General features: G+C 33.3%; 22 protein-coding genes and 1 pseudogene. 15 read left to right on the top strand and 8 right to left on the bottom strand.

What is annotated here, in order from left to right:
* Positions 1-80: 80 nt before the first annotated feature.
* The 3 genes from COJ46_RS08375 to COJ46_RS08365 all read left to right on the top strand — a co-directional run bounded on the left by COJ46_RS08375 (position 81) and on the right by COJ46_RS08365 (position 2,848).
* Positions 81-1,007 (top strand): glycosyltransferase family 2 protein, encoded by a 927-nt coding sequence (locus COJ46_RS08375; RefSeq protein ID WP_097974805.1) that lies wholly within the window; start codon positions 81-83, stop codon positions 1,005-1,007.
* 112 nt (positions 1,008-1,119) lie between these two features.
* Positions 1,120-2,103, top strand: a complete 984-nt coding sequence (locus COJ46_RS08370; RefSeq protein WP_097974807.1) for a YeiH family protein — start codon at positions 1,120-1,122, stop codon at positions 2,101-2,103.
* Positions 2,104-2,179: 76 nt separating this feature from the next.
* The gene (locus COJ46_RS08365; protein ID WP_097974809.1) at positions 2,180-2,848 is read left to right on the top strand and encodes a uracil-DNA glycosylase; all 669 of its coding nucleotides are present in this window, start codon (positions 2,180-2,182) and stop codon (positions 2,846-2,848) included.
* Positions 2,849-2,905: 57 nt separating this feature from the next.
* Here COJ46_RS08365 and COJ46_RS08360 read toward each other — a convergent pair whose 3' ends face one another.
* Positions 2,906-3,718 carry a Cof-type HAD-IIB family hydrolase gene (locus tag COJ46_RS08360; RefSeq protein WP_097974810.1) on the bottom strand — a complete coding sequence of 271 codons (813 nt, stop codon included), beginning with the start codon at positions 3,716-3,718 and terminating at the stop codon, positions 2,906-2,908.
* Between the two features lie 139 nt (positions 3,719-3,857).
* Here COJ46_RS08360 and COJ46_RS08355 point away from each other — a divergent pair, with 139 nt between their 5' ends.
* Together COJ46_RS08355 and COJ46_RS08350 are read left to right on the top strand one after the other, a co-directional pair.
* Positions 3,858-4,145 carry a YwdI family protein gene (locus COJ46_RS08355; RefSeq protein ID WP_141437768.1) on the top strand — a complete coding sequence of 96 codons (288 nt, stop codon included), beginning with the start codon at positions 3,858-3,860 and terminating at the stop codon, positions 4,143-4,145.
* An 18-nt stretch (positions 4,146-4,163) separates the two neighbouring features.
* Positions 4,164-4,529, top strand: a complete 366-nt coding sequence (locus COJ46_RS08350; RefSeq protein WP_097974814.1) for a DUF423 domain-containing protein — start codon at positions 4,164-4,166, stop codon at positions 4,527-4,529.
* A gap of 51 nt (positions 4,530-4,580) precedes the next feature.
* Here COJ46_RS08350 and gerQ read toward each other — a convergent pair whose 3' ends face one another.
* From gerQ to hemQ, 3 genes are all read right to left on the bottom strand, one after another.
* Positions 4,581-4,967 (bottom strand): spore coat protein GerQ, encoded by a 387-nt coding sequence (gene gerQ / locus COJ46_RS08345; protein WP_286133486.1) that lies wholly within the window; start codon positions 4,965-4,967, stop codon positions 4,581-4,583.
* Positions 4,968-4,995: 28 nt separating this feature from the next.
* Complete coding sequence (locus COJ46_RS08340) at positions 4,996-5,424, bottom strand: cell wall hydrolase (RefSeq protein ID WP_097974816.1); 429 nt, start codon at positions 5,422-5,424, stop codon at positions 4,996-4,998.
* 221 nt (positions 5,425-5,645) lie between these two features.
* Complete coding sequence (hemQ, locus tag COJ46_RS08335) at positions 5,646-6,392, bottom strand: hydrogen peroxide-dependent heme synthase (RefSeq protein ID WP_097974818.1); 747 nt, start codon at positions 6,390-6,392, stop codon at positions 5,646-5,648.
* Positions 6,393-6,627: 235 nt separating this feature from the next.
* Between hemQ and pta the strand changes: the two genes are divergently transcribed.
* On the top strand, positions 6,628-7,599 hold the full coding sequence (pta, locus tag COJ46_RS08330; RefSeq protein WP_097974819.1) for a phosphate acetyltransferase: 972 nt from the start codon (positions 6,628-6,630) through the stop codon (positions 7,597-7,599).
* Positions 7,600-7,701: 102 nt separating this feature from the next.
* Here the strand turns inward: pta and lipL are convergent, their stop codons facing one another.
* Complete coding sequence (gene lipL, locus COJ46_RS08325) at positions 7,702-8,547, bottom strand: octanoyl-[GcvH]:protein N-octanoyltransferase (RefSeq protein WP_097974821.1); 846 nt, start codon at positions 8,545-8,547, stop codon at positions 7,702-7,704.
* A 184-nt stretch (positions 8,548-8,731) separates the two neighbouring features.
* Here lipL and COJ46_RS08320 point away from each other — a divergent pair.
* A pseudogene (locus tag COJ46_RS08320) lies at positions 8,732-9,654 on the top strand (iron-hydroxamate ABC transporter substrate-binding protein).
* A gap of 95 nt (positions 9,655-9,749) precedes the next feature.
* On the opposite strand, the gene COJ46_RS08315 reads toward COJ46_RS08320, so the two are convergent.
* Entirely contained in the window at positions 9,750-10,598 is an 849-nt protein-coding gene (locus tag COJ46_RS08315) for an RsfA family transcriptional regulator (RefSeq protein ID WP_097975185.1), read from the bottom strand.
* A 220-nt stretch (positions 10,599-10,818) separates the two neighbouring features.
* Here COJ46_RS08315 and COJ46_RS08310 point away from each other — a divergent pair, with 220 nt between their 5' ends.
* Positions 10,819-11,046, top strand: coding sequence for a YuzB family protein (locus COJ46_RS08310; protein WP_025671004.1), 228 nt, complete (start codon positions 10,819-10,821; stop codon positions 11,044-11,046).
* A 505-nt stretch (positions 11,047-11,551) separates the two neighbouring features.
* Positions 11,552-12,865, top strand: coding sequence for an HD domain-containing protein (locus tag COJ46_RS08305; protein ID WP_097974822.1), 1,314 nt, complete (start codon positions 11,552-11,554; stop codon positions 12,863-12,865).
* Between the two features lie 128 nt (positions 12,866-12,993).
* On the opposite strand, the gene COJ46_RS08300 is transcribed toward COJ46_RS08305, so the two are convergent.
* Positions 12,994-13,179 carry a 2-hydroxymuconate tautomerase gene (locus COJ46_RS08300; RefSeq protein WP_025671006.1) on the bottom strand — a complete coding sequence of 62 codons (186 nt, stop codon included), beginning with the start codon at positions 13,177-13,179 and terminating at the stop codon, positions 12,994-12,996.
* A gap of 164 nt (positions 13,180-13,343) precedes the next feature.
* On the opposite strand from COJ46_RS08300, the gene COJ46_RS08295 reads away from it, so the two are divergent.
* Together COJ46_RS08295 and COJ46_RS08290 are read left to right on the top strand one after the other, a co-directional pair.
* Positions 13,344-14,012 (top strand): site-2 protease family protein, encoded by a 669-nt coding sequence (locus tag COJ46_RS08295; protein ID WP_097974824.1) that lies wholly within the window; start codon positions 13,344-13,346, stop codon positions 14,010-14,012.
* Positions 14,013-14,022: 10 nt separating this feature from the next.
* Positions 14,023-14,535, top strand: coding sequence for a YwhD family protein (locus tag COJ46_RS08290; protein ID WP_097974827.1), 513 nt, complete (start codon positions 14,023-14,025; stop codon positions 14,533-14,535).
* Between the two features lie 155 nt (positions 14,536-14,690).
* Here the strand turns inward: COJ46_RS08290 and COJ46_RS08285 are convergent, their stop codons facing one another.
* Complete coding sequence (locus tag COJ46_RS08285) at positions 14,691-16,709, bottom strand: transglycosylase domain-containing protein (protein ID WP_176527929.1); 2,019 nt, start codon at positions 16,707-16,709, stop codon at positions 14,691-14,693.
* 313 nt (positions 16,710-17,022) lie between these two features.
* On the opposite strand from COJ46_RS08285, the gene speE reads away from it, so the two are divergent.
* The 4 genes from speE (at position 17,023) to COJ46_RS08265 (ending at position 20,780) form a co-directional block, all read left to right on the top strand.
* Positions 17,023-17,850, top strand: coding sequence for a spermidine synthase (gene speE, locus COJ46_RS08280; RefSeq protein WP_025671010.1), 828 nt, complete (start codon positions 17,023-17,025; stop codon positions 17,848-17,850).
* Between the two features lie 12 nt (positions 17,851-17,862).
* Positions 17,863-18,735 (top strand): agmatinase, encoded by an 873-nt coding sequence (speB, locus tag COJ46_RS08275; RefSeq protein WP_069033703.1) that lies wholly within the window; start codon positions 17,863-17,865, stop codon positions 18,733-18,735.
* Between the two features lie 222 nt (positions 18,736-18,957).
* Positions 18,958-20,079, top strand: coding sequence for a PepSY-associated TM helix domain-containing protein (locus COJ46_RS08270; RefSeq protein WP_097974831.1), 1,122 nt, complete (start codon positions 18,958-18,960; stop codon positions 20,077-20,079).
* Between the two features lie 278 nt (positions 20,080-20,357).
* A complete protein-coding gene (locus COJ46_RS08265; RefSeq protein ID WP_097974833.1) occupies positions 20,358-20,780 on the top strand; it encodes a MerR family transcriptional regulator in 423 nt (140 codons plus the stop codon).

Raw genomic sequence — 20,780 nt, 5'->3', positions numbered from 1 at the left:
ATCATTGAACTGTTTTGCCAAGTGCTATAACATAGATAAAAGTTATATCTTCATAGCTTTAGGAGAAGTAGGTGTTTTGTATGAAATTATCAGTTGTTGTATATTGCTATAACAATGGAGAAAATTTTGAGAGATTTCACGTTAATTTATCAAATACAGTAAAGTTACTTAAAGAAGATTATGAAATTATTTATATAAACGACGGAAGTGATGATGATACACTACTAGCACTTCAAGTCGTTGCAAATCATAGCAGTCATTTAAAATATATCTCGTTTACTCGCCGATTCGGAAGAGAGGGAGCAATTTGTGCTGGACTTGAACATGCAAAAGGCGATGTAGTCATCCTAATGGATGGAAACTTTGTACATCCACCGAATGTTATTTTAGAGATGATGGATGAATACAAAAAGGGGTATAACCATGTAGTTGCATCGAAAAAAATAGAGAATTCAGTTCTAAAAAAAGCAAAAAAAGGCATTTTTGAGAAGGTTATTAAAAAATTTGTGGACCCTGATATTTTGCAAAACGAATCAGACTTTCGTTTGTTAAGCAGAAAAGTAGTAAATGCAATTTTAAGCATGCCTGAATCAAACCGCTATTCAAAAGGTATTTTTAACTGGATTGGTTACAAAATAAAAACGATTGAGTATGAAATAACATCAAGAATCATTAACAAAGAGTCAGAAGTAAAAAGACTAGATTCGATAAAAAGATCCATTGAATATATACTGTGCTTTAATACAAGACCATTGAGGTTGTTAACGAAAGTCGGATTACTATTAATTGGTATAAGTATTGTAATCTTTATTATGATGAGCTTTAAAGTTCTTTTAGTTGGGATTAGAATTCCTGGTTTATATACCATTTCCAATTTCATTATGTTATTTGGCGGAGTTCAAATCTTGATGATTGGAGTTTTAGGCGAATATTTAGGTAAGATCTATTACGAAACCAAAAGAAGACCCCAATACATTATTGAGGCTTCAAGCTATGATGAAAATTAAATTTTACGATTTGATAAATTTGGAAATTCGACAAGAATCTTGTCGAATTTCTTTTTTCGTTACATAATATTCATAGATAGAATAATATTTTTATGAAAGCTTGGAGAATAAAATGGGGAATATTTATAAAGCTATTCCGGGGGTAGTTCTTTGCCTTTTAATTGCACTTATTAGTGAATCACTTTCTTATATATTGCCGGTTGGAGCAGCAACATTTTCAATATTAATCGGGTTGATTGTCGGTAATACAGTACACTTAAATTCTTATTTTGAAGGCGGTAGAAAGTTTGCAGAAAGTAAATTATTAGAGGTCTCAATATTTTTATTAGGAGCAACGATCAGCATTCAAATGATTAGCCTACTAGGATTAAAAGGAATTTTGTTAATCGTGACACAAATGTGTTTAGTCATCATTTTTACGATTTGGTTAGGCGAAAAATTAGGTTTTGGTTTGAATTTTAGCTATTTAATGGCAAGTGGAAATGCAGTTTGCGGTTCATCAGCAATTGGCGCAACAGCCCCAGCTATACAAGCCACACAAGAAGAAAAGGGACTGGCTGTCACACTTGTAAATATGATGGGAACAATCTTAATGTTTATTCTGCCTTTAATAGCATCTGTATTATATCACTCAGAAACATTGCCGACCTCTGCACTTATCGGAAGTACATTACAATCAGTGGGACAAGTAGTTGCTAGTGGTAGTTTAGTGAATGATGAAGTAAAGAATTATGCCACTTTATTTAAACTAATTCGAGTAGTTTTTTTAGTTTTTGTAGTTTTTAGCTTATCTACTATAAAAAGAAGACACATAGAAGAGGAATCTATTGAAAAAGTAAAAATCCAATTTCCTTGGTATGTAATTGGATTTGTCATCCTTTGTGTTTTTTATAGTTTAGGATTGCTACCAGGTTGGGCTGCGAATATTTCAAATAAGACCAGTCACTTATTTGAAATTATTGCACTTGCCGCAATAGGTTTAAATGTAAATCTAAAAATGATCATTAAACAAGGGAAGTCACTTTCACTTTATGCATTAAGCATCGTAGGTTTTCAAATCATCATCGCAATTTTGCTAATTCAAGTAATCTATTAAAAATCGCGAACAACGACAAGAAACAACAAAACAGAGCTATTTCTCGGGAAATTTCGTCAGGAAAGGTGGTATTTCATTGCTTCAACTATCATCAAATTGGAGAGAAAAATTAAAACCAGAGTTTGAAAAACCGTATTTTAAAGATTTATTGCAATTTCTTGAAAAAGAATACAAGGAACAAACAATATACCCTGCCAAAGAGCATTTATTTCAGGCTTTAAACGAGTGTTCATATGAAGATTGTAAAGTTGTGATTATTGGACAAGATCCTTATCATCAGCCAGGTCAAGCGCATGGGTTAAGTTTTTCAGTATTACCGGGAGTAAAAATACCTCCTTCTTTAAGAAATATTTATAAAGAGTTAAATAGCGATTTAGGGTTAGAAATACCAACGAGCGGTTATTTAATTAAGTGGGCGAAGCAGGGGATTTTATTATTAAATACTGTTTTAACTGTTCGGGAAGGGGAACCAAATTCCCACAAAAATAAAGGGTGGGAACTATTTACGAATACGATCTTATCCGAGTTAAATAAGCAAGATCGTCCGGTTATTTTTGTTTTATGGGGTAAACATGCTCAAGCTAAAGAAGAATTGATTACGAGTAACCAACACGTAATATTAAAATCACATCATCCAAGTCCATTGTCAGCTAGTAGAGGATTCTTTGGAAGTAAACCATTTTCACAAATTAACCAAAAACTAGTAGAACTTCAACTAGAACCGATTGACTGGACAGTAGAGTAATCAATAAATGAGATTTAAAGAAGGGTTGTCTTAATAGACAGCCCTTTCTTGTGTTTATTAATTATTACTCAATATAAACTTTTCAACAACTTTAGCGACACCATCTTCATTATTTGTAGAAGTGACATAATCTGCCTGTTGCTTAATTTCTTCAGGAGCATTTCCCATCGCAACGCCTAGTCCAGCAAATTTAATCATCGGTAGGTCATTATATCCATCTCCTACAGCGATTACTTCGTCTTGTCGAATTCCTAAAATTTGAATTAAGTGATTTAGACTTTTACCTTTATCTACTTCACTGTTCGTTAGTTCTAAAAAGAATGGCTTTGAGCGCATGACACTAATTTTACCTTCCAGCTCTTTTTGAAGTATTTTTTCAACTTGAGCTAATTTTTCTGGATCCTCCAACATTAACAATTTTACAACGTCATTTTGAACATGCTCAGTAAAGCTACTTACTTCTTTAATAGGCATGCCTGTGAGCTGGCCTTCGATATCAGTATATTGATTCCCTTTTTCTGTAATAATATCATTTTCAACATATGTATGAACGAAGACATTATGTTTCTTACTAATCTCATAAAGTTCATGTGCTTGCTCTTTTGTTAGCGTACATTCATAAACATTATTTTTTGTTCGATAGTCAGTAATGATTCCTCCGTTAAATGATAGGACATAGCTACCATAATCATGTAGTAATAGTTCCTCAGCTAACTTATGCATAGCAAAGGTTGGTCTACCGGAAGCTAACACTACTTTTACACCCATATCTTGAGCTTTGAGTAAAGCTTCCTTCGTTTTTTGCGAAATAACATGTTGATCCGTTAAAAGTGTGTCATCGATATCCAAAACGATCATTTTATAGTTCAAATTATATTACCTCCTAAAAATTAACTTTTTTAGTATACCACCGTTCGATTAAAATAGTGCTTAATTTGGTTGGTATTCGCTTTCAGAAAAAAGCCATAGTATAATAGGGTTTATTGGATTGTGTTAATAAAGTTTGGTGGTGATTTATCTGAATATCAGTGTAGAAAAAGTAATCCAGCAAATTGAAAATGAGTTACATAAGGCAAAAGTAAGTACGCAAAAACCTGGACAGCTTCGAGAAAGAATTGCCAGTATTCGTTCTTTATGTGAGTTACTTCTTGAAGACGAGAGCAATGTTGAGGTTCCAAAGAATATAGTAACTAGTAGTATCGTACAATCAATACCAAGTCAGCCTATTATGTCCAGACCTTCTGCTATGCCTAAATTGGATGACTCGGAACAAAGTGGATCATTATTAGATTTTTAAGATAAAGGGGGAGAAGAAGTGAAACTATTTTTCTTATTTGGTAGTATTTTTGCATTTTTAGCAATCGCATTAGGTGCATTTGGAGCACATGGACTTGAGGGGAAAATTTCCGAAAGATCACTTCAAATTTGGCAAAAAGCTGTTCAATATCAAATGTTCCAAACAGGTGGACTATTTATCATTGCATTTTTAATTGATAAATTTGGTTCAACAACTCAATTAATGTGGGCGGGATGGTTATCTATAATTGGAATCATCTTATTCTCAGGAAGCTTGTACATATTAAGTGTATCTGGAATTAAAATATTAGGTGCGATTACTCCACTAGGTGGTTTAGCATTTTTAGTAGCTTGGATATTAGTAGGAATTTCAGTAATGAAATAAGAAAAGTGTTCAATAAAAGTGCAATTATTGCACTATATTGAACACTTTTTTTTAAAGTTGATAAGGCAATGCTATTTCTTCGTCAAATGTGACGTAATCTAAGTAAATTGTCAACAGTATGAAAGTTTTGGTTGTATTTACATCTCTGAGTACAATATGATCACGTCCAGCTCCCATAATATACCCTACAAATACTTGTTGTTGGTGACCAGAGAAAGTCATATAAACCGTAGCAATTTTCCCGCGATTGGCTCTAAGTATATTTTCTACATAGGATTGTTCAAAAAGACCAGCCGGGGTGGTAACTTGACCTTGTTGGGTAATCATACCGCCTGATGGGGCTGCAAATCCTTGCCCCTGTCCGGTTTGTTGTCCTTGCCCTTGGGCAGGTTGCGCCGCACGATAAAGATTTGGATAATATTCGTAAGGATTACTCAAAGAAAAAACCTCCCTTAGTTAAATCAAATTAAACACTGTAAACTTTAGGACAATCTTCAGAAGTTGGTTGATAAAAGCAATGCGACTTAAATCTTCCTGCTAGTTTTTGGTTAAACCAAGTTCCTGGGCATGAACCTGCAGGTCTGAAGAACCATAGGCCATAAGTTGCTGGCCAAAAACGCTGTCCTGCTATTACTTTTCTAGATAGCTCAATATCTTGGTCCCTGGCACGTTGATAAAAGTAAGATTTTTGAACAGCTTCGAATCCACCTGGATTCTGATAAACCATATCTTTTATACTTCGAATGTCTCTAAAATCTAAGCAATCACATAAAACCCTATTAACACATACATTACCAACCATTAACATACCTTCTACACCTTCGCCTTCAGCTTCAGCACGCATTAATCTAGCAAGCAAAGCAACCTCAGCGTCAGTATAACGAATTACAGCCATAAAAAAGCCTCCTCATCCGAATTAAATATTCTGCATGAATCCCATTGGTGATCGGAAAGCGAGGACTAATTAGTTCGTTCACTACTGTAACTATATTAAAATTGAAAGAAACATATGACTTCTTTTCCAACAGGAAAATAAAAAAACTTCTCAAAAAAGAGAAGTCTTTTAATTTATATACTATGACTGTTCGTATTCAGTGGATACTCTTAAGTATTCAATTATACGTAAAGATATTTTGAGAATGCATCTTCTTTTAGAATTGTTCCAACAAAGAATGAACCAAAGACTCCATAACGAGCACTTACTTCATCAAAGCGCATTTCATAGATTAATTTTTTGAATTGAAGTACGTCTTCAGAGAATAAAGTAACGCCCCATTCATAATCATCAAAACCTACAGAACCAGTAATAATTTGTTTAACTTTACCAGCGTAACCACGACCAATTTTTCCATGGCTGTACATCATTTCTTTACGAGCACCTGAAGGAAGCATGTACCAATTATCTTCGCCTTCACGCTTTTTATCCATTGGATAGAAGCATACGTATTGAGATTTTGGTAAAGCAGGGTAAAGTCTAGCGCGAACATGCGGATTTTGATATGGATCGCCATCTTCTTCGCTTAAGTAATTACTTAATTCAACTACAGAAACGTATGAATAAGTTGGAATCATATACTGAGATAATGTAGTTTTATTAATTTCTGTTTCAATATGTAATAACTCATCCATTGTAGGTCGTAAAACCATAAACATAATGTCTGCTTTTTGACCTAAAATATTGTAAATAGCATGGCTACCTTCACCAGAATCAGCAACTTGATTCCATTTTGAGAAAACTTGTTGGAACTCTGTAATCGCTAGTTGACGCTCATCACTACCTAATTGTTTAAAAGCATGCCAATCCATACTTCTAAAATCATGTAAACAATACCAGCCATCTAAAGTTTTTGCAGCTTCACTCATTTTAAATCCCCCAAACGTTATCGTATTGATTTTCATTTATATAGCATACTACAAATAAAAGTATTTTGTAAAAACATACAAAATTATACAATATCCAAATTTAGTTAGAAAATTAGGAATTAATTTACTTTAAATGATAGCGCTTTATTAAATATATTATATTTTTCATTATTCTAAAAAGGTTTTATTCTAATTATGTACAAATAAAATAATTTTAAAGATTTTGGAGGCAATTATGAGCAACTTATTTGAAAGCATTAAACAAAAAGTATCAGGTAAAGGTATTTCAATTGTTTTACCAGAAGGTACAGATGAGAGAATCTTAACAGCAGCTGACAGACTAGCGAAAGAAGATGTATTAAAACCGATTTTAATAGGTAACGTACAAAACGTAAAAGAAAAAGCAAGTAGCTTAGGTTTAGAACTTCAAGGAGTAGAAATTTTAGACCCATCTACTTATGAAGAAATGGATCAATTAGTTGCTTCATTTGTTGAACGCCGTAAAGGAAAAGCAACAGAAGAGCAAGCTCGTAAAGCATTATTAGATCCAAACTACTTTGGAACGATGTTAGTATATGCAAACATTGCTCATGGTTTAGTTAGTGGTGCTACACATTCAACAGCCGATACAGTAAGACCAGCGCTTCAAATCATTAAAACAAAACCAGGCGTTACAAAAACATCTGGTGTATTTATCATGGTTCGTGAGGATGAGAAATACGTTTTCGCAGATTGCGCGATTAATATTGCCCCAAATAGCCAAGATTTAGCTGAAATTGCAATTGAAAGTGCAAAAACAGCTAAACTATTTGACATTGACCCTAAAATCGCAATGTTAAGCTTTTCAACTAAAGGATCTGCAAAATCGCCTGAAACTGAAAAGGTTGCTGAGGCTGTTAAAATTGCAAAAGAGCTTGCTCCTGAATTAACTTTAGATGGCGAGTTCCAATTTGATGCAGCATTTGTTCCATCTGTTGCAAAAAGCAAAGCTCCTGATTCAGTTATTCAAGGAGATGCTAATACATTCGTATTTCCAAGCTTAGAAGCAGGTAATATTGGTTACAAAATTGCTCAACGTTTAGGTAACTTTGAAGCAATCGGACCAATCCTACAAGGCTTAAATATGCCTGTTAACGACCTGTCTCGTGGTTGTAACAGTGAAGACGTTTATAAACTATCAATCATCACAGCTGCTCAGTCACTATAATTAGGACAGAGTTAAGGAAAAAGAGTGCTCTCTTAAGTCAATGAACTTTTGAGCACTCTTTTTTTATTGGAACACTTTTTGTTAGTTTAATTAATGTCATAATCACTCTTGCATAGAACTAATATCCGAATTACGATCAATCATTCGTTGCAAATGATAATTATATAATTCTATTTCATCATCAAGTAAGGAGTTCGGTGTTAATTTTGGAGTTAATTTAATTAATGATTGAAGTAGTCTTGTCATTACATCCGTCACTGTAAGATTTAATGATAGTAGTTCGGAAAGCGATGCCATTGTATCAGGTATAATTGTAGGATATTTAAATGAAGTTTCTTTGTTATCAATCGCAATTTCATAAAAATCTTTAATAATTGAAGCACGTTTTGAACCACTTTCGTTAATACATAAATAAATTTGAACAGCAACCCCTTTACGTATCCTACGTTGAGAGATACCAGCAAATTTCTTGTCATCAATACTTAAATCAAAATCTCCAGGACAATATGATCCTACTATTTCTTTTGCCACTATTTTATTTGTTAAATCCTTAAACATATCTTGTATTAGTGCATACATCGTTTCATAACCATCATTAATTTGCAGTTTATGTTCAGCCTCTGGAAAGAGAATAGATATATTTAGAACCCCTTCATCTAAAACAACAGCAAGCCCACCTGAATTTCGCACGATTGCTTTGTATCCATGGTCATTAAGAAATTTAACCCCACTCGTTAAATTCGGTAGTCTAGTATCTTGTATTCCTAGAACTATTGTGTTGTGGTGTACCCAAGTTCGAATTGTCGTTGGAGACTCCATTTTCCCAATTTTTGTACATAATGTGTCATCTAATGCAAAAGATTGGATCGCCTCAAAGGATGGCCCTAAAGTTGATCCGTCTATAAAACGTATTTCATCTGTTTGTAACCGATTCAAATGTTGATTCATTAAATAAGCCCCTTGCGTTTTGCTTTTGTTTTCCTATTTTAGCATGATTTTAAACTAAATAAAAAAACTTCATATTCTGAATGTAAATATAAGTTGACAATAATTCGAATCAAACATATAGTAAATAAATTAATGGAAATGATAATCGTTATCAATTATAAATCGATAAAAAAAGGAGATTCGAATGAAAAAGTTAATATTACCATTGATTCTTATTTTTGTTTTAATTACGAGTGCATGTAGCCATAATTCGTCAGATAAGAAGGCGAGTACTTCAAAGATGGACGATCAACCTCAAACATTTACATATCAATCGGAAACTGGCCCCGTTGAAGTACCAACACATCCAAAACGAGTAATCTTACTTTCAGGTTTTACGGGTAATGTCATTTCTTTAGGAGTAAATGTTGTTGGGGTAGATGTTTGGTCAAAGAATAATCCAACCTTTAAGAAGGAATTAAAAGATGTAGCGGAAGTATCGGATGAGAACTTTGAAAAAATAATTGAATTAAAACCAGATTTAATAATTGAATTATCAAATATTAAAAATATAGATAAATTGAAAGAGATTGCTCCAACGGTAACATACACAGGGGTAAATTAGATTATTTAGCACAGCATATCGAAATTGGTAAACAGTTAAACAAAGAGAAGGAAGCAACAAAATGGGTTGATGACTTTAAACAACGTGCGGAAAAAGCCGGAGATGAAATTCGCGCTAAAATCGGTGAAGATGCAACTGTATCAGTATTTGAATCATATGATAAACAGCTATATGTATTCGGTAATAATTGGGCATGCGGAACTGAAATACTCTACCAAGCAATGAAATTAAAAATGCCTGAGAAAGTAAAAGAAGTGGCTTTAAAAGATGGTTATTATACACTTTCTACAGAAGTGCTACCACAATATGCTGGAGATTACATTATTTTAAGTAAATATGCAGATGTAGATATATCGTTCCAGAAAACAGATACATATAAATCTATTCCAGCTGTAAAAAATAATCGTGTATATGAAATGCTTGGCAATGGCGCTTCGTTCAGTGACCCAGTTACACTTGAAAAACAGCTAGCATTCTTTAAAAGATCATTTTTAGGAAATTAATAGATTGTAACGGGATTTTCAAATTTAGTATGCATGAAAATAGAGGAACTAAATCTTAATTAAGATTTAGTTCCTCTATAATATAACTGACAATGTTATTCTGCAATTTTTTCTAAATTTCCGTTTTTATCCATTCTAAAGGATGTTGCTGCTGGTTTCTCTTCCTCTTCAAATAATACTAATTTTCTAGCACGGTTCATTATTTTCATCATTGTTTCATAGTCTTCTTGAACAGTAGTAGCGTCTTTTTCAAGCTTTTCTACTTGTCTCTGTAACTGTGAATTTCGTTCCTGTAATTGCATAAGCTCTCTTTTTAGTTGATCATTTTCACGGACTAAACGATCGCTACCAATCTGACTGCTTGAAAGACCTTGTAAAAACTGGATGACATCAAACATTGTAATTGAACTTTTTCTTGTATTCATTGGTGAAGCTGGTGGAGTCTGAATCTGTGATTGATACTGATTTTGAACGGAAGGAATACTTGAATAGATCTCAGTCGTTGGTTCCTCGTTATGTGTTACTTCTACACTCTCATCATTTTCAGTATCAGTTTCCACAAAAGACCCAAATTCTTGATCGAGTTCAACACCATATTCTAAATCTTGTTCATCATTTAAATAACGATCAAAATTACTAGATACATCTGTTTGTATATAACTAGATTCAGAAGGTGTATATAATAACTTTTTCTTAGCATCTTCACCTTTAGCGTGTCGAAGCTTTTCTTTACGGAATTTCTTAGCTAATTGAAGTGCCTTTTCATAATTATAGCGAACTACAGCATTCCAACGAAAACCACATGCAGCCGAAGTTCGTTCTAAAACATCGCCTACTTCTTCAAAGGCATTTAATTGGGTACTACCTTCTCGTACGTGACGTAAAACGGTTTCCGCTAAAAGTAAATCATTTTCTTCAGTCCAAGCATCCTGTCTTAATTTCATCATATAAATTTCCCCTCAACTTTCTTTTATTCAATTAATTGATTTAATTTCCTAGCTAATTAATAGAAGTTTGGACAAAAAAATAGAAAACTATACAAAAAATAGAAAATAGTAGAATACTATTTGGAGTGATTTAATTGGAAAACTTGCATGTCCTTTTTGGAACGAGTAAAATTACTGCTGAGTATGTTCAATTTAGAACAGAAAGGATTGTAAAAAAATGTCAAACGAATTTAGAATATGTGATGACTGCCAGGCGACAAATATTAAAACATTAGTCCCTCGCTTAAAAAGAATAGATGATGAAGCAGAGATTAAAATTGGTTGTCAATCTTACTGTGGACCAGGACGAAAAAAATCATTTTGTTTCGTAAACAATCGTCCCCTATCTGCACCTAACGAAGATGATCTACTTGTAAAGATAAAGTCAAAACTAGGTAAGAATTAAACGCTCCTTCATCTTTAGGAGCGTTTTTTTGATATAATAAGAAATGCGGAAGGCGTTTGCTCAGCCCCGACAAGCATAAGACGAAGAACGATGAAGGTTGGTTTTTAACCTTTATTGGGCTTTGGCTTATGACCTCGAGGGGCTAACGCCTGGAGCTAGACAATATGAAATGTGGAGAAAGCTTGCCCAGCTCTGAAGGGAGTATCTCCATTCAGCTGAAGAAGTGGTGATCTTTCCACTTCGAAGATGGATGGAATATTACCGAAGAGCTAGCTTTCGGAACTAGACACCATGAAATACCTATTTTAACTTTGATATCTAAGGGTTGAGAGATAAAAATTGATAATAAATGCAGAAGGTTGGTTTTAACCTTCATTGGAATTTGGCTTATGACTCGATGGGTTAATGCCTCGAGCTACAAAAGGAAAGATAAAAGAGTCCTGTTCAGAAAGTAAATCAATTAGCATATAAAGAATTAGTATACATATTGAAAGGGGGCCAAGATATGTCATATCGTTTCCAAAAGCTTTATGAGGAAAAAGTATTTAAAGATCCTGTACATCGTTATATTCACGTAAGAGATCAAGTTATTTGGGATTTAATCGGTACGAAAGAATTTCAGAGACTACGCAGAATTAAACAGCTTGGTACTACCTATCTGACGTTTCATGGAGCTGAGCATAGTCGATTTACTCACTCGCTTGGCGTTTATGAAATTATAAGACGTATGGTAGATGATGTTTTTTCTGGTCGTCCTGAATGGAATGATGATGATCGCTTATTAGCTCTTTGTGCTGGATTATTACATGATGTTGGTCATGGTCCTTTTTCGCATACATTTGAGAAGATATTTAATTTAGATCATGAGGAATTAACGAGAGAAATTATTGAGGGTTCAACAGAAATTAACGAAATCCTAAGAAAAGTAGGGGATGACTTTCCTAAGAAAGTATCAGAAGTCATTGAGAAAACATCGGCGAATAAGTTAGTTACGAGCATGATTTCAAGCCAAATTGATGCAGATCGAATGGATTATCTCCTTAGAGATGCATACTACACTGGCGTAAGTTACGGCAATTTTGATATGGAACGTATTTTGAGAATTATGCGTCCTCGTCCAGATGGAGTTGTTATTAAACAATCAGGTATGCATGCTGTTGAGCACTACTTAATTAGTCGATTCCAGATGTACTGGCAAGTTTATTTTCATCCTGTGTCTAGAAGTGCGGAAGCCATTTTACAAAAAATATTACAAAGGGCTAAATATTTGCATGAAACAGGTTATCATTTTAATTATGTACCAGTGCATTTTGGTCATTTATTTGAAGGGAAAGTTGATTTAGATGAATATATCAAATTAGATGAATCGGTCCTTTTGTATTATTTCCAAGTATGGCAGGAGGAATCTGACCAAATCTTGAGTGATCTATGTCAACGATTCTTAAATCGAAAATTATTTCAATATGTAGACTTTGATACACAAAAACATACTGAAAAGTTTGCTGTATTAAAAGAGTTATTTTTAGAAATAGAGATAGATCCGGAATACTATTTAGTTATCGATACAATTTCAGACGAGGCTTATGATTACTTTAGGTATGGTGAAGAAGGTGGGAAGAAGCCGATTTTACTATTACAAACGAACGGTGATTTAAAAGAAATTTCGCGTAAATCAGAACTAGTAGATGGAATAACTGGTAAAAAGTTATTCGATTCTAAGTTATATTTTCCTCACGATTTAATTTATAACGATCCTGATGAAAAGAAAAAGAAAGTAATCGAAATGATTGAAGAAATAGCAGGGGCTAAAAGAAGATAAAAATAGTAAACGGAAGTTATCCCCCGTTTACTCATTATTTAGACAAAGTACTAAAAACTTGATTTTCAGACTGATTGAAAGCGTTTGGCAGGCAGTCTGACGTTTACTATTGATGTATGTAAGGATTTCTATTCGTCACTAAGGCGTTTGCCTGCAACTGCATAATGATTTTTTGTCATTTCTTCAATGAAAACAACAATCTTTTCAGTTGGAGCACCTGTTGTTTCACTTACAGCATCAGTAACTTTTTCAACTAATGCTTTCTTTTGTTCTTCAGTGCGACCTTCTAGCATTTTTACTGTAACGTATGGCATGTTATGACCTCCTTCGTTTTATCATTTTTATTATAACTCAGGAAGTCAGAAAAATAACGATTAAATCAATTAACATTGAAGAAATCATAAAGAATAAATTAAACTATTAATAAATTAACTGTTCGGTTACATAAAACAGCAATTTTTCTCGAAAGGAGCAAAGAATGGGATCATTTTTTCAATATCCATTAAAAGATATACCATTAATATTATTAGTTGTTGCAATTTCGTTATCAGTCCATGAATTTGCACATGCTTATGCAGCTTATAAATTTGGAGATGACACGGCAAAGAGACAAGGTAGATTAACGCTTTCTCCATTTAGACATTTAGACATTTTCGGTACAATTGCGATTATTATTTTAGGCTTTGGTTGGGCAAGACCAGTTCCTGTAAATCGCCATAATTTTAAGCATCCGAGAATAGCAGGAATCTTAACTACTGCAGCGGGTCCGATTAGTAATCTAATTCTAGCGACACTTGGTTTAATCGCTTATTCATTATTATATAAATTCGGATTTTTTCATTCTTTCCCACAAGCACTATCACTTACTTTAGATTCTTTTTTTAATATTTTCGTTCAAATGAATATAGTATTATTTGTATTTAACTTAATTCCACTTCCACCACTAGATGGATATCGAATTTTAGAGGATTTAGCTCCTAATGATCTTCGTGCAAAAATGTCACAATATGAGCAGTATGGAGCATTTGTATTTTTAGTTTTAGTATTAACTCCATTAGATAACTATACAATTCAACCAATTTTCCAGGTTGCTATACCGTCAGTTTTCCACTGGATTAATTCAATCGTTACACCATTAATTTTTTAGGAGGGGCACAATGTCTGATCAACCAAAAAAGAAATCACTAGGTTTTAATATATTAAAAAATGATTCAACGAGTGGGCATGGCGGATTTGGTGTTGGAGCAATTAGTTTAGAAAATATTTCGCCAGTCTTTATTGATATACAAGAGAATGATGTTTTTGTAGATATCGGTGCAATGCACGCAAGAAGTTCAGTTGAAAAGGGGATCAAGTTTTTAACGAATGAGGATGAGGTTCCTAATGGAAAACCTTATTGGTTAGTGTGGGTCGCAACTGAGCGAACTGAAAGCGGTCCTTATTACGCTGGAGTAACAGGTTGCTACATGACTGTTGATCGTGAAGCTAGAAGGGGATATAAGGTTCTTCCTGACCACGTAAATAAAATGGATAAAGCGATGAAACGTAAAATAATGGTTGAACAGATGGATGAAAAGTCTCGTAAATTATTAGCCAATTTCTTAAAATCGCACAATGAAGAGATGTGGAATAATTCATCTGAACAATTAAAAACTGAACTTTTAGGTTAGTATACTTTTTTTGGTAAATTATATAAAAAATTTGAAGAAATCGTCGAATAATCTTTTTACATTTAAGACTAAATAAAGTAAACTAATAATAGCTTGGACAAAGCTAGGACTAGGACAAACAAAAGACCTTACCAATTTGGTGAGGTCTTTTGTTTTTACAGTAAATATTGTGAATACCAAGGCTTACTGTCCTTATTTTCATTTTTATGTTTTTGGTTTATTTTTTTATTTATACAAGGTTTTGTAGGTTGTGTCCCTTTACGAAAATAAAGTGAAATTTTATCGCCACAGCCTTCTTTAAACAAAAGACCAGTCTTTTCATCTATAGCAACTTTAACTAGATCATTTGGTAATTTAGCGTCTATATTTTTATCCAATAAATTTGTCATAACTGATGCCCATACCTTCTTCGACAGTGTACCCTCCTCTACGGTTAAATTTTTTGAATGATCATACCCAACCCATACCCCAACAATAAGATTTGAATGGAATCCTATCATCCAGCTGTCCGTTTTCGTAGTACCGGTTTTACCATAATAATCTTTTGATAGTTCAGGAATAATACTAGTACCTGTTACTGGCAAGTAGCTTGAAAAATTTGTGTTGAACATTCCGTTCATTAGTTGTTTCAGTATAATGGTTTGATCTTTATCTAATCTTTGTTTTTTATCAAACTTTTCTTTATAAATCGTCTTTCCATTTTGAGTCTTAATCTCTTTTACGAAATGAGGAATAACATCTTTACCATTATTCGCAATTAAAGCATATGCTCTTGTCATATCGAGCAATGAAGCATCTTGAGTGCCAAGGGCCATTGAAGGTAGTTTATTATTCGGTGTGGTTAAATGGAATAACTTCTGTGCTTTAATAAATTCGTCAGTACCGACTGCCTGTTGGGTTTTTACAGCGTATATATTGTCTGAAACAGCAATAGCTTTAGCTAGAGTAATTGAATCATGTGCGTATAGATTGCCACTATTTTTCGGGCTATATGAATCTCCATTTTCAAAGTGAAATATAGTAGGCTTACTTTGAAGTCTTGTTGATGGGGTATAACCATTTTCAAGTGCACTGTAATATAGAATTGGTTTTATTGTACTTCCTACTTGTCGTTTCGACGCTATTGCTCGATTAAATAAAAACTGTCCTTTCTCACGGCCTCCAGTCATCCCTAATACTTCACCAGTTTGACTATTTAATACGACTACACTAGCCTGTAAATCAGATTTTGGTCTAATATATTTATCAAATGCTTGATCAATATGCTTTTGAATAGCGGGATTAAATGTTGTATAAATTTGACTACCATTATTATTGATTGATTGTCCAATTGAAGTTGTAATCTCTTTTTGAACGCTTTGTTGAAAATAGGATGTAAATGAAGAATTTGAAGTATGTTTAATCGGTTTTAACTTTATCGTTTCATCAATTGCATTTTTAACAGTTTTTGAGCTGATTAATTTATTCTGTTCTAGTGCTGATAAAATTCGTTGCTGCCTTTTCTTTACAGATGAAAAATGAACGTAAGGATCATATGTTGAAGGATTAGCTGGAATACTTAATAAAAATGTAGATTCACCAACTGTAAGCTCGTTTGTCTCTTTTCCTAAGAAGGTATTCGCCGCAGTTTCTAGACCATAAATACCATGTCCAAAATAGATAGTGTTTAAATATGCTTCTAATATTTTATTTTTACTGTAGGCTGACTCAAGTCTCATCGTTAAATAAGCCTCTTTTAATTTACGATTAATCGTTTTCTCTTGTGAAAGATATAAATTTTTTGCAAGTTGCTGAGTTATTGTACTTCCGCCTTGAGCGTATTGTCCCTTTGTTATATTAATTAAGATAGCAGAACCCAACCTTTTTAAGTCGAAGCCATGGTGATGAAAAAAATTACGATCCTCAGAAACTAAAATACTATTGATCGCAATTGGAGGGACATCTGCAATTTTAAGTGTTTTACGATTTTGAAGTAACTTAGTTTTACTAATTAGCTTTTGATTGTGATCATAATAACTGGAATTTGATTCAATAAATAACGAAGGTTTTGTAGACGTAACTGCAAACAGATAGACACAAGATAAAAATAGTGTACCTGAAATTGAAATAATCGTAAGCAAAATACCGACCTTTTGAAGTGTACGCCAATGAAAAGAGTAGTTGATATTATACAAAAATGTATCCTCCTCTCGATTCGTTTCTCTAATTTAATACTAGTATGGTAGATTAGGAGAAATTTTATTCAAATTACCGTAGTAAAAAATATCAAAAAATTTAGCTTTAAAAATCTTGCATTTCACAAAAATTACTCTATACTTTTCTTTTGTACGGCAAAAAATTGTCGTAACAACACAAATCCGATAGGAATTAGGAAGAGTGGGGATAATACGAAACATAATCGAAAAAGTGGAGGCGCCTTGTTCAACTCAAACAAAACGATCCTTATGTTTCAAACTAAATCTTGATAAAGAAGGGTAGATGCATTAAATGGAATTATGGTTTACTGAAAAACAAACAAAAAACTTTGGAATTACTGCTAAAATTAATAAAACTTTACATACAGAGCAAACTGAGTTTCAAAAGCTTGACATGGTAGAGACAGAAGAGTTCGGAAACATGCTTATTTTAGATGGTATGGTTATGACAACTCAAAAAGATGAGTTTGTTTACCACGAAATGGTAGCGCATGTACCTTTATTCACACACCCAAATCCTGAAAACGTATTAGTTGTCGGTGGCGGTGACGGTGGTGTTATTCGTGAAGTATTAAAACACCCAAGTGTAAAGAAAGCAACTCTAGTTGAAATCGATGGAAAAGTAATTGAGTACTCTAAAATATACTTACCTGAAATTGCAGGGAAATTAGAAGATCCACGTGTAGAAGTAAAAGTAGACGATGGATTTATGCATATTGCAAATAGTGAAAATGTATACGATGTAATTATGGTAGACTCAACTGAACCAGTTGGTCCTGCAGTTAACTTATTTACAAAAGGCTTCTATGCTGGTATCTCTAAAGCATTAAAAGAAGATGGTATTTTTGTAGCTCAAACGGACAATCCATGGTTTACTCCTGAGTTAATCACACAAGTTCAACGTGATGTAAGAGAAATCTTCCCAATCACTCGTTTATACATTGCAAACATTCCAACATATCCAAGTGGAATGTGGACATTTACAATCGGTTCGAAAAAACATGATCCACTTGAAGTAGAAGAGAATCGTTTCTTCGATATTGAGACAAAATATTATACTAAAGAGCTACACAAAGCAGCGTTCGTATTACCAAAATTTGTAGCTGATCTTACTAAATAAGGGGGCTTTATTATGCGTTTTGATGAAGCTTATTCTGGAAATGTATTCATAAAGAGTCATCCAAGCTTTGAAGAAAGTAAAGCAGTTATTTATGGTATGCCTATGGATTGGACTGTAAGTTTCAGACCAGGCTCTCGTTTTGGTCCTGCGCGTATTCGTGAAGTTTCAATTGGATTAGAGGAATATAGTCCATATCAAGATAAAGAACTTGAAGAAGTTAAGTATTTTGACGCAGGGGATATTCCATTACCATTTGGTAATGCTCAAAGAAGCCTTGATATGATTGAAGATTATATTGACGGCTTATTAGCTGAAGGCAAATTTCCACTAGGAATGGGTGGAGAGCATCTTGTATCATGGCCAGTAATGAAAGCTATGTATAAGAAATACCCAGATTTAGCTATAATTCACTTTGATGCTCATACTGATTTACGTGATTCATATGAAGGTGAGCCATTATCTCACTCAACACCAATTAAAAAAGTTTGTGATTTAATTGGACCAAAAAATGTTTATTCATTTGGAATCCGTTCTGGTATGAAGGAAGAATTTGAATGGGCTAAAGAAGTTGGAATGAATTTATTCAAATTCGAAGTGCTTGAGCCGTTAAAGAAAGTACTTCCAACGCTTGCTGGACGTCCAGTATATGTAACGATTGATATCGATGTATTAGATCCTGCACATGCTCCTGGAACAGGAACACTTGAAGCAGGTGGTATTACATCAAAAGAAATGCTTGATAGCATCTTAGCAATCGCGAACAGTGATATTAACGTTGTTGGGGCAGACTTAGTAGAAGTAGCTCCAGTTTACGATCATGCAGAGCAAACTCAAGTTGCGGCAAGTAAATTTATTCGTGAAATCTTATTAGGCTGGGTAAAATAATAAGATTTGTTAAAGGCGATTTTTCGTTCGTTAGGACGAGAATCGCCTTTTTATATTGAATTTGAAATTGAAACAATTGAGGCCACTAAAATAATAATTTACTAAAAATGTAAAAATGTAAAAATGTAAAAATGTAAAAATGTAAAAATGTTATTGATAATGATAATCATTACCTTTATAATTGAGAACGATTATTATTATCATAATATAGGAGAATAGAAGATGAAAATGAAAAAAGGGGTAAGAAAATTTATTTTAACTCTACATTTGGTGTGCAGCTTAGTTTTTGGCCTTTTTATTATTGCTGTTTGTGCAACGGGTAGTGTATTAGTGTTTGGGAATCAGATTGAACATGTATTAAATCCGCAGTATTTTAAGCCTGCAAGTAGTGAAAGAAATATTGGAATTAAAGAAGCAGAAAAGATTTTTCTTGAACATTACAAAGGTTTTCAAATTTCGAGGATGGATGTGCCTTCAAAGTTAACAGACGTATATCATGCAAGTATGTCAAAAGGACATAATGAAATTGATGCATATGTTGATCCTAGCAATGGCAAATTATTAGGCAATTTCGATAGAGAGAAATCAGTCGTTTCTTTTTTTAAGGAGTTACATACACATTTATTATTAGATGATATTGGTGAAACAATTATTGGTATCGTTGCAATTGCATTTATTATCATTCTTATTACAGGTATTTATTTATGGTATCCAGGTATTAAGCGAATGTTTAAAAGCCTAAAAATTAAATGGAATAAAAGTCAAATGGCAAAAAATCTATCAATACATAATTTTATAGGGGTTATAACTTTACCATTTTTGCTTGTTGTAGCAATAACAGGAATGCTATTTCCATTCCAAGAAAAGATTGAAGAATCCTTGAAATTGAAATTTACAACGAATTATCCTGAAGAACTTAAATCAGTTGATAATGGTAAACAACAAATAGAACTGGATACGATCGTTGCCCAAATTAATAAATTACACCCGGAAGGTGAGTTATACAAGTTAAGACTTCCATCGGATAAAGAAGGGGTTATAGAAGCCCAATTAAGTGATGGCAGTTACGACCCTGAAGGTAAAGGAAATACAAGCGAATTTTTCGATCAATTTTCTGGAAAGCATGTAGGAACTTTTTCGAAAAATACAGAAACAGTCTATGATAAATTCTTTATTTGGCGAGAAAGTTTACATAGAGGAACTTTTGGTGGTGTGTTCGTAAAAATAATTTATGCCTTAGTTGGAATAGCTCCACTCGGTTTAGGAATAACTGGAATTACAATGTGGGCGTTAAAACGAAAAAATAAAGTTAAAAAAATGAGTAAATTACAGCAAACAGCATAAGAAGAACAAAACTTTATATGGGTATGATTTAACGACATTGGTTGAATCATTTGTTAGAACCCGAAAGAAAATGCGCTAAAAGACGTATTTATCTTTCGGGTTTTTTGTATAGGGCAAAAATATGATTATTTGTACTGTTTTTATACTAAAACAACAATTTTGTAGAAAGATAAAAATAGAAATATGTACAAAGTTAACGTTGACGTTAACGATATATTAGGAGTAAGATAAATAAGTGATATAAAAAAGTTAAATTCATTTCGAAAGGAGGCAATGATTTGCTTTACAAGATAGATGAAGTAGCGAAAGAATGTGGATTAACAAAGCGATCGATTCGTTATTATGAAGAAATTGGTTTAATTTCCCCACCTGAAAGAAGTGAAGGAGGATTTCGACTTTATTCAGACCTGCATATCGAACGATTGAAGAAAATAATGAATGTTCGGGATGTTCTTGGTTTTTCTTTGCAGGAGGTACAGGAATATATGGCAATTGGTGAGGCGTTTGAAGAATTCCGATTGCAGTATAGAGAAAACAAAGAAAAGATGAATGATGATGAAAGAAAAGAAAATCTTTTAGGAGCAGAAGCGATACTTGCTCAACAATTAAAAATGATTGATGAGAAACTTAAAAAAATGAACGATATTCGAGATGAAATGAATGAGATGTATCAGAGGGTGAAAAATGCATTAGAACAATAA

It is taken from the genome of Bacillus sp. AFS077874, assembly GCF_002566505.1.
Taxonomy (GTDB): Bacteria; Bacillota; Bacilli; order Bacillales; family Bacillaceae_G; genus Gottfriedia.
The sequence above is the reverse complement of the archived record's forward strand: the minus strand, read 5'-3'. Positions and strand labels throughout refer to the sequence as shown.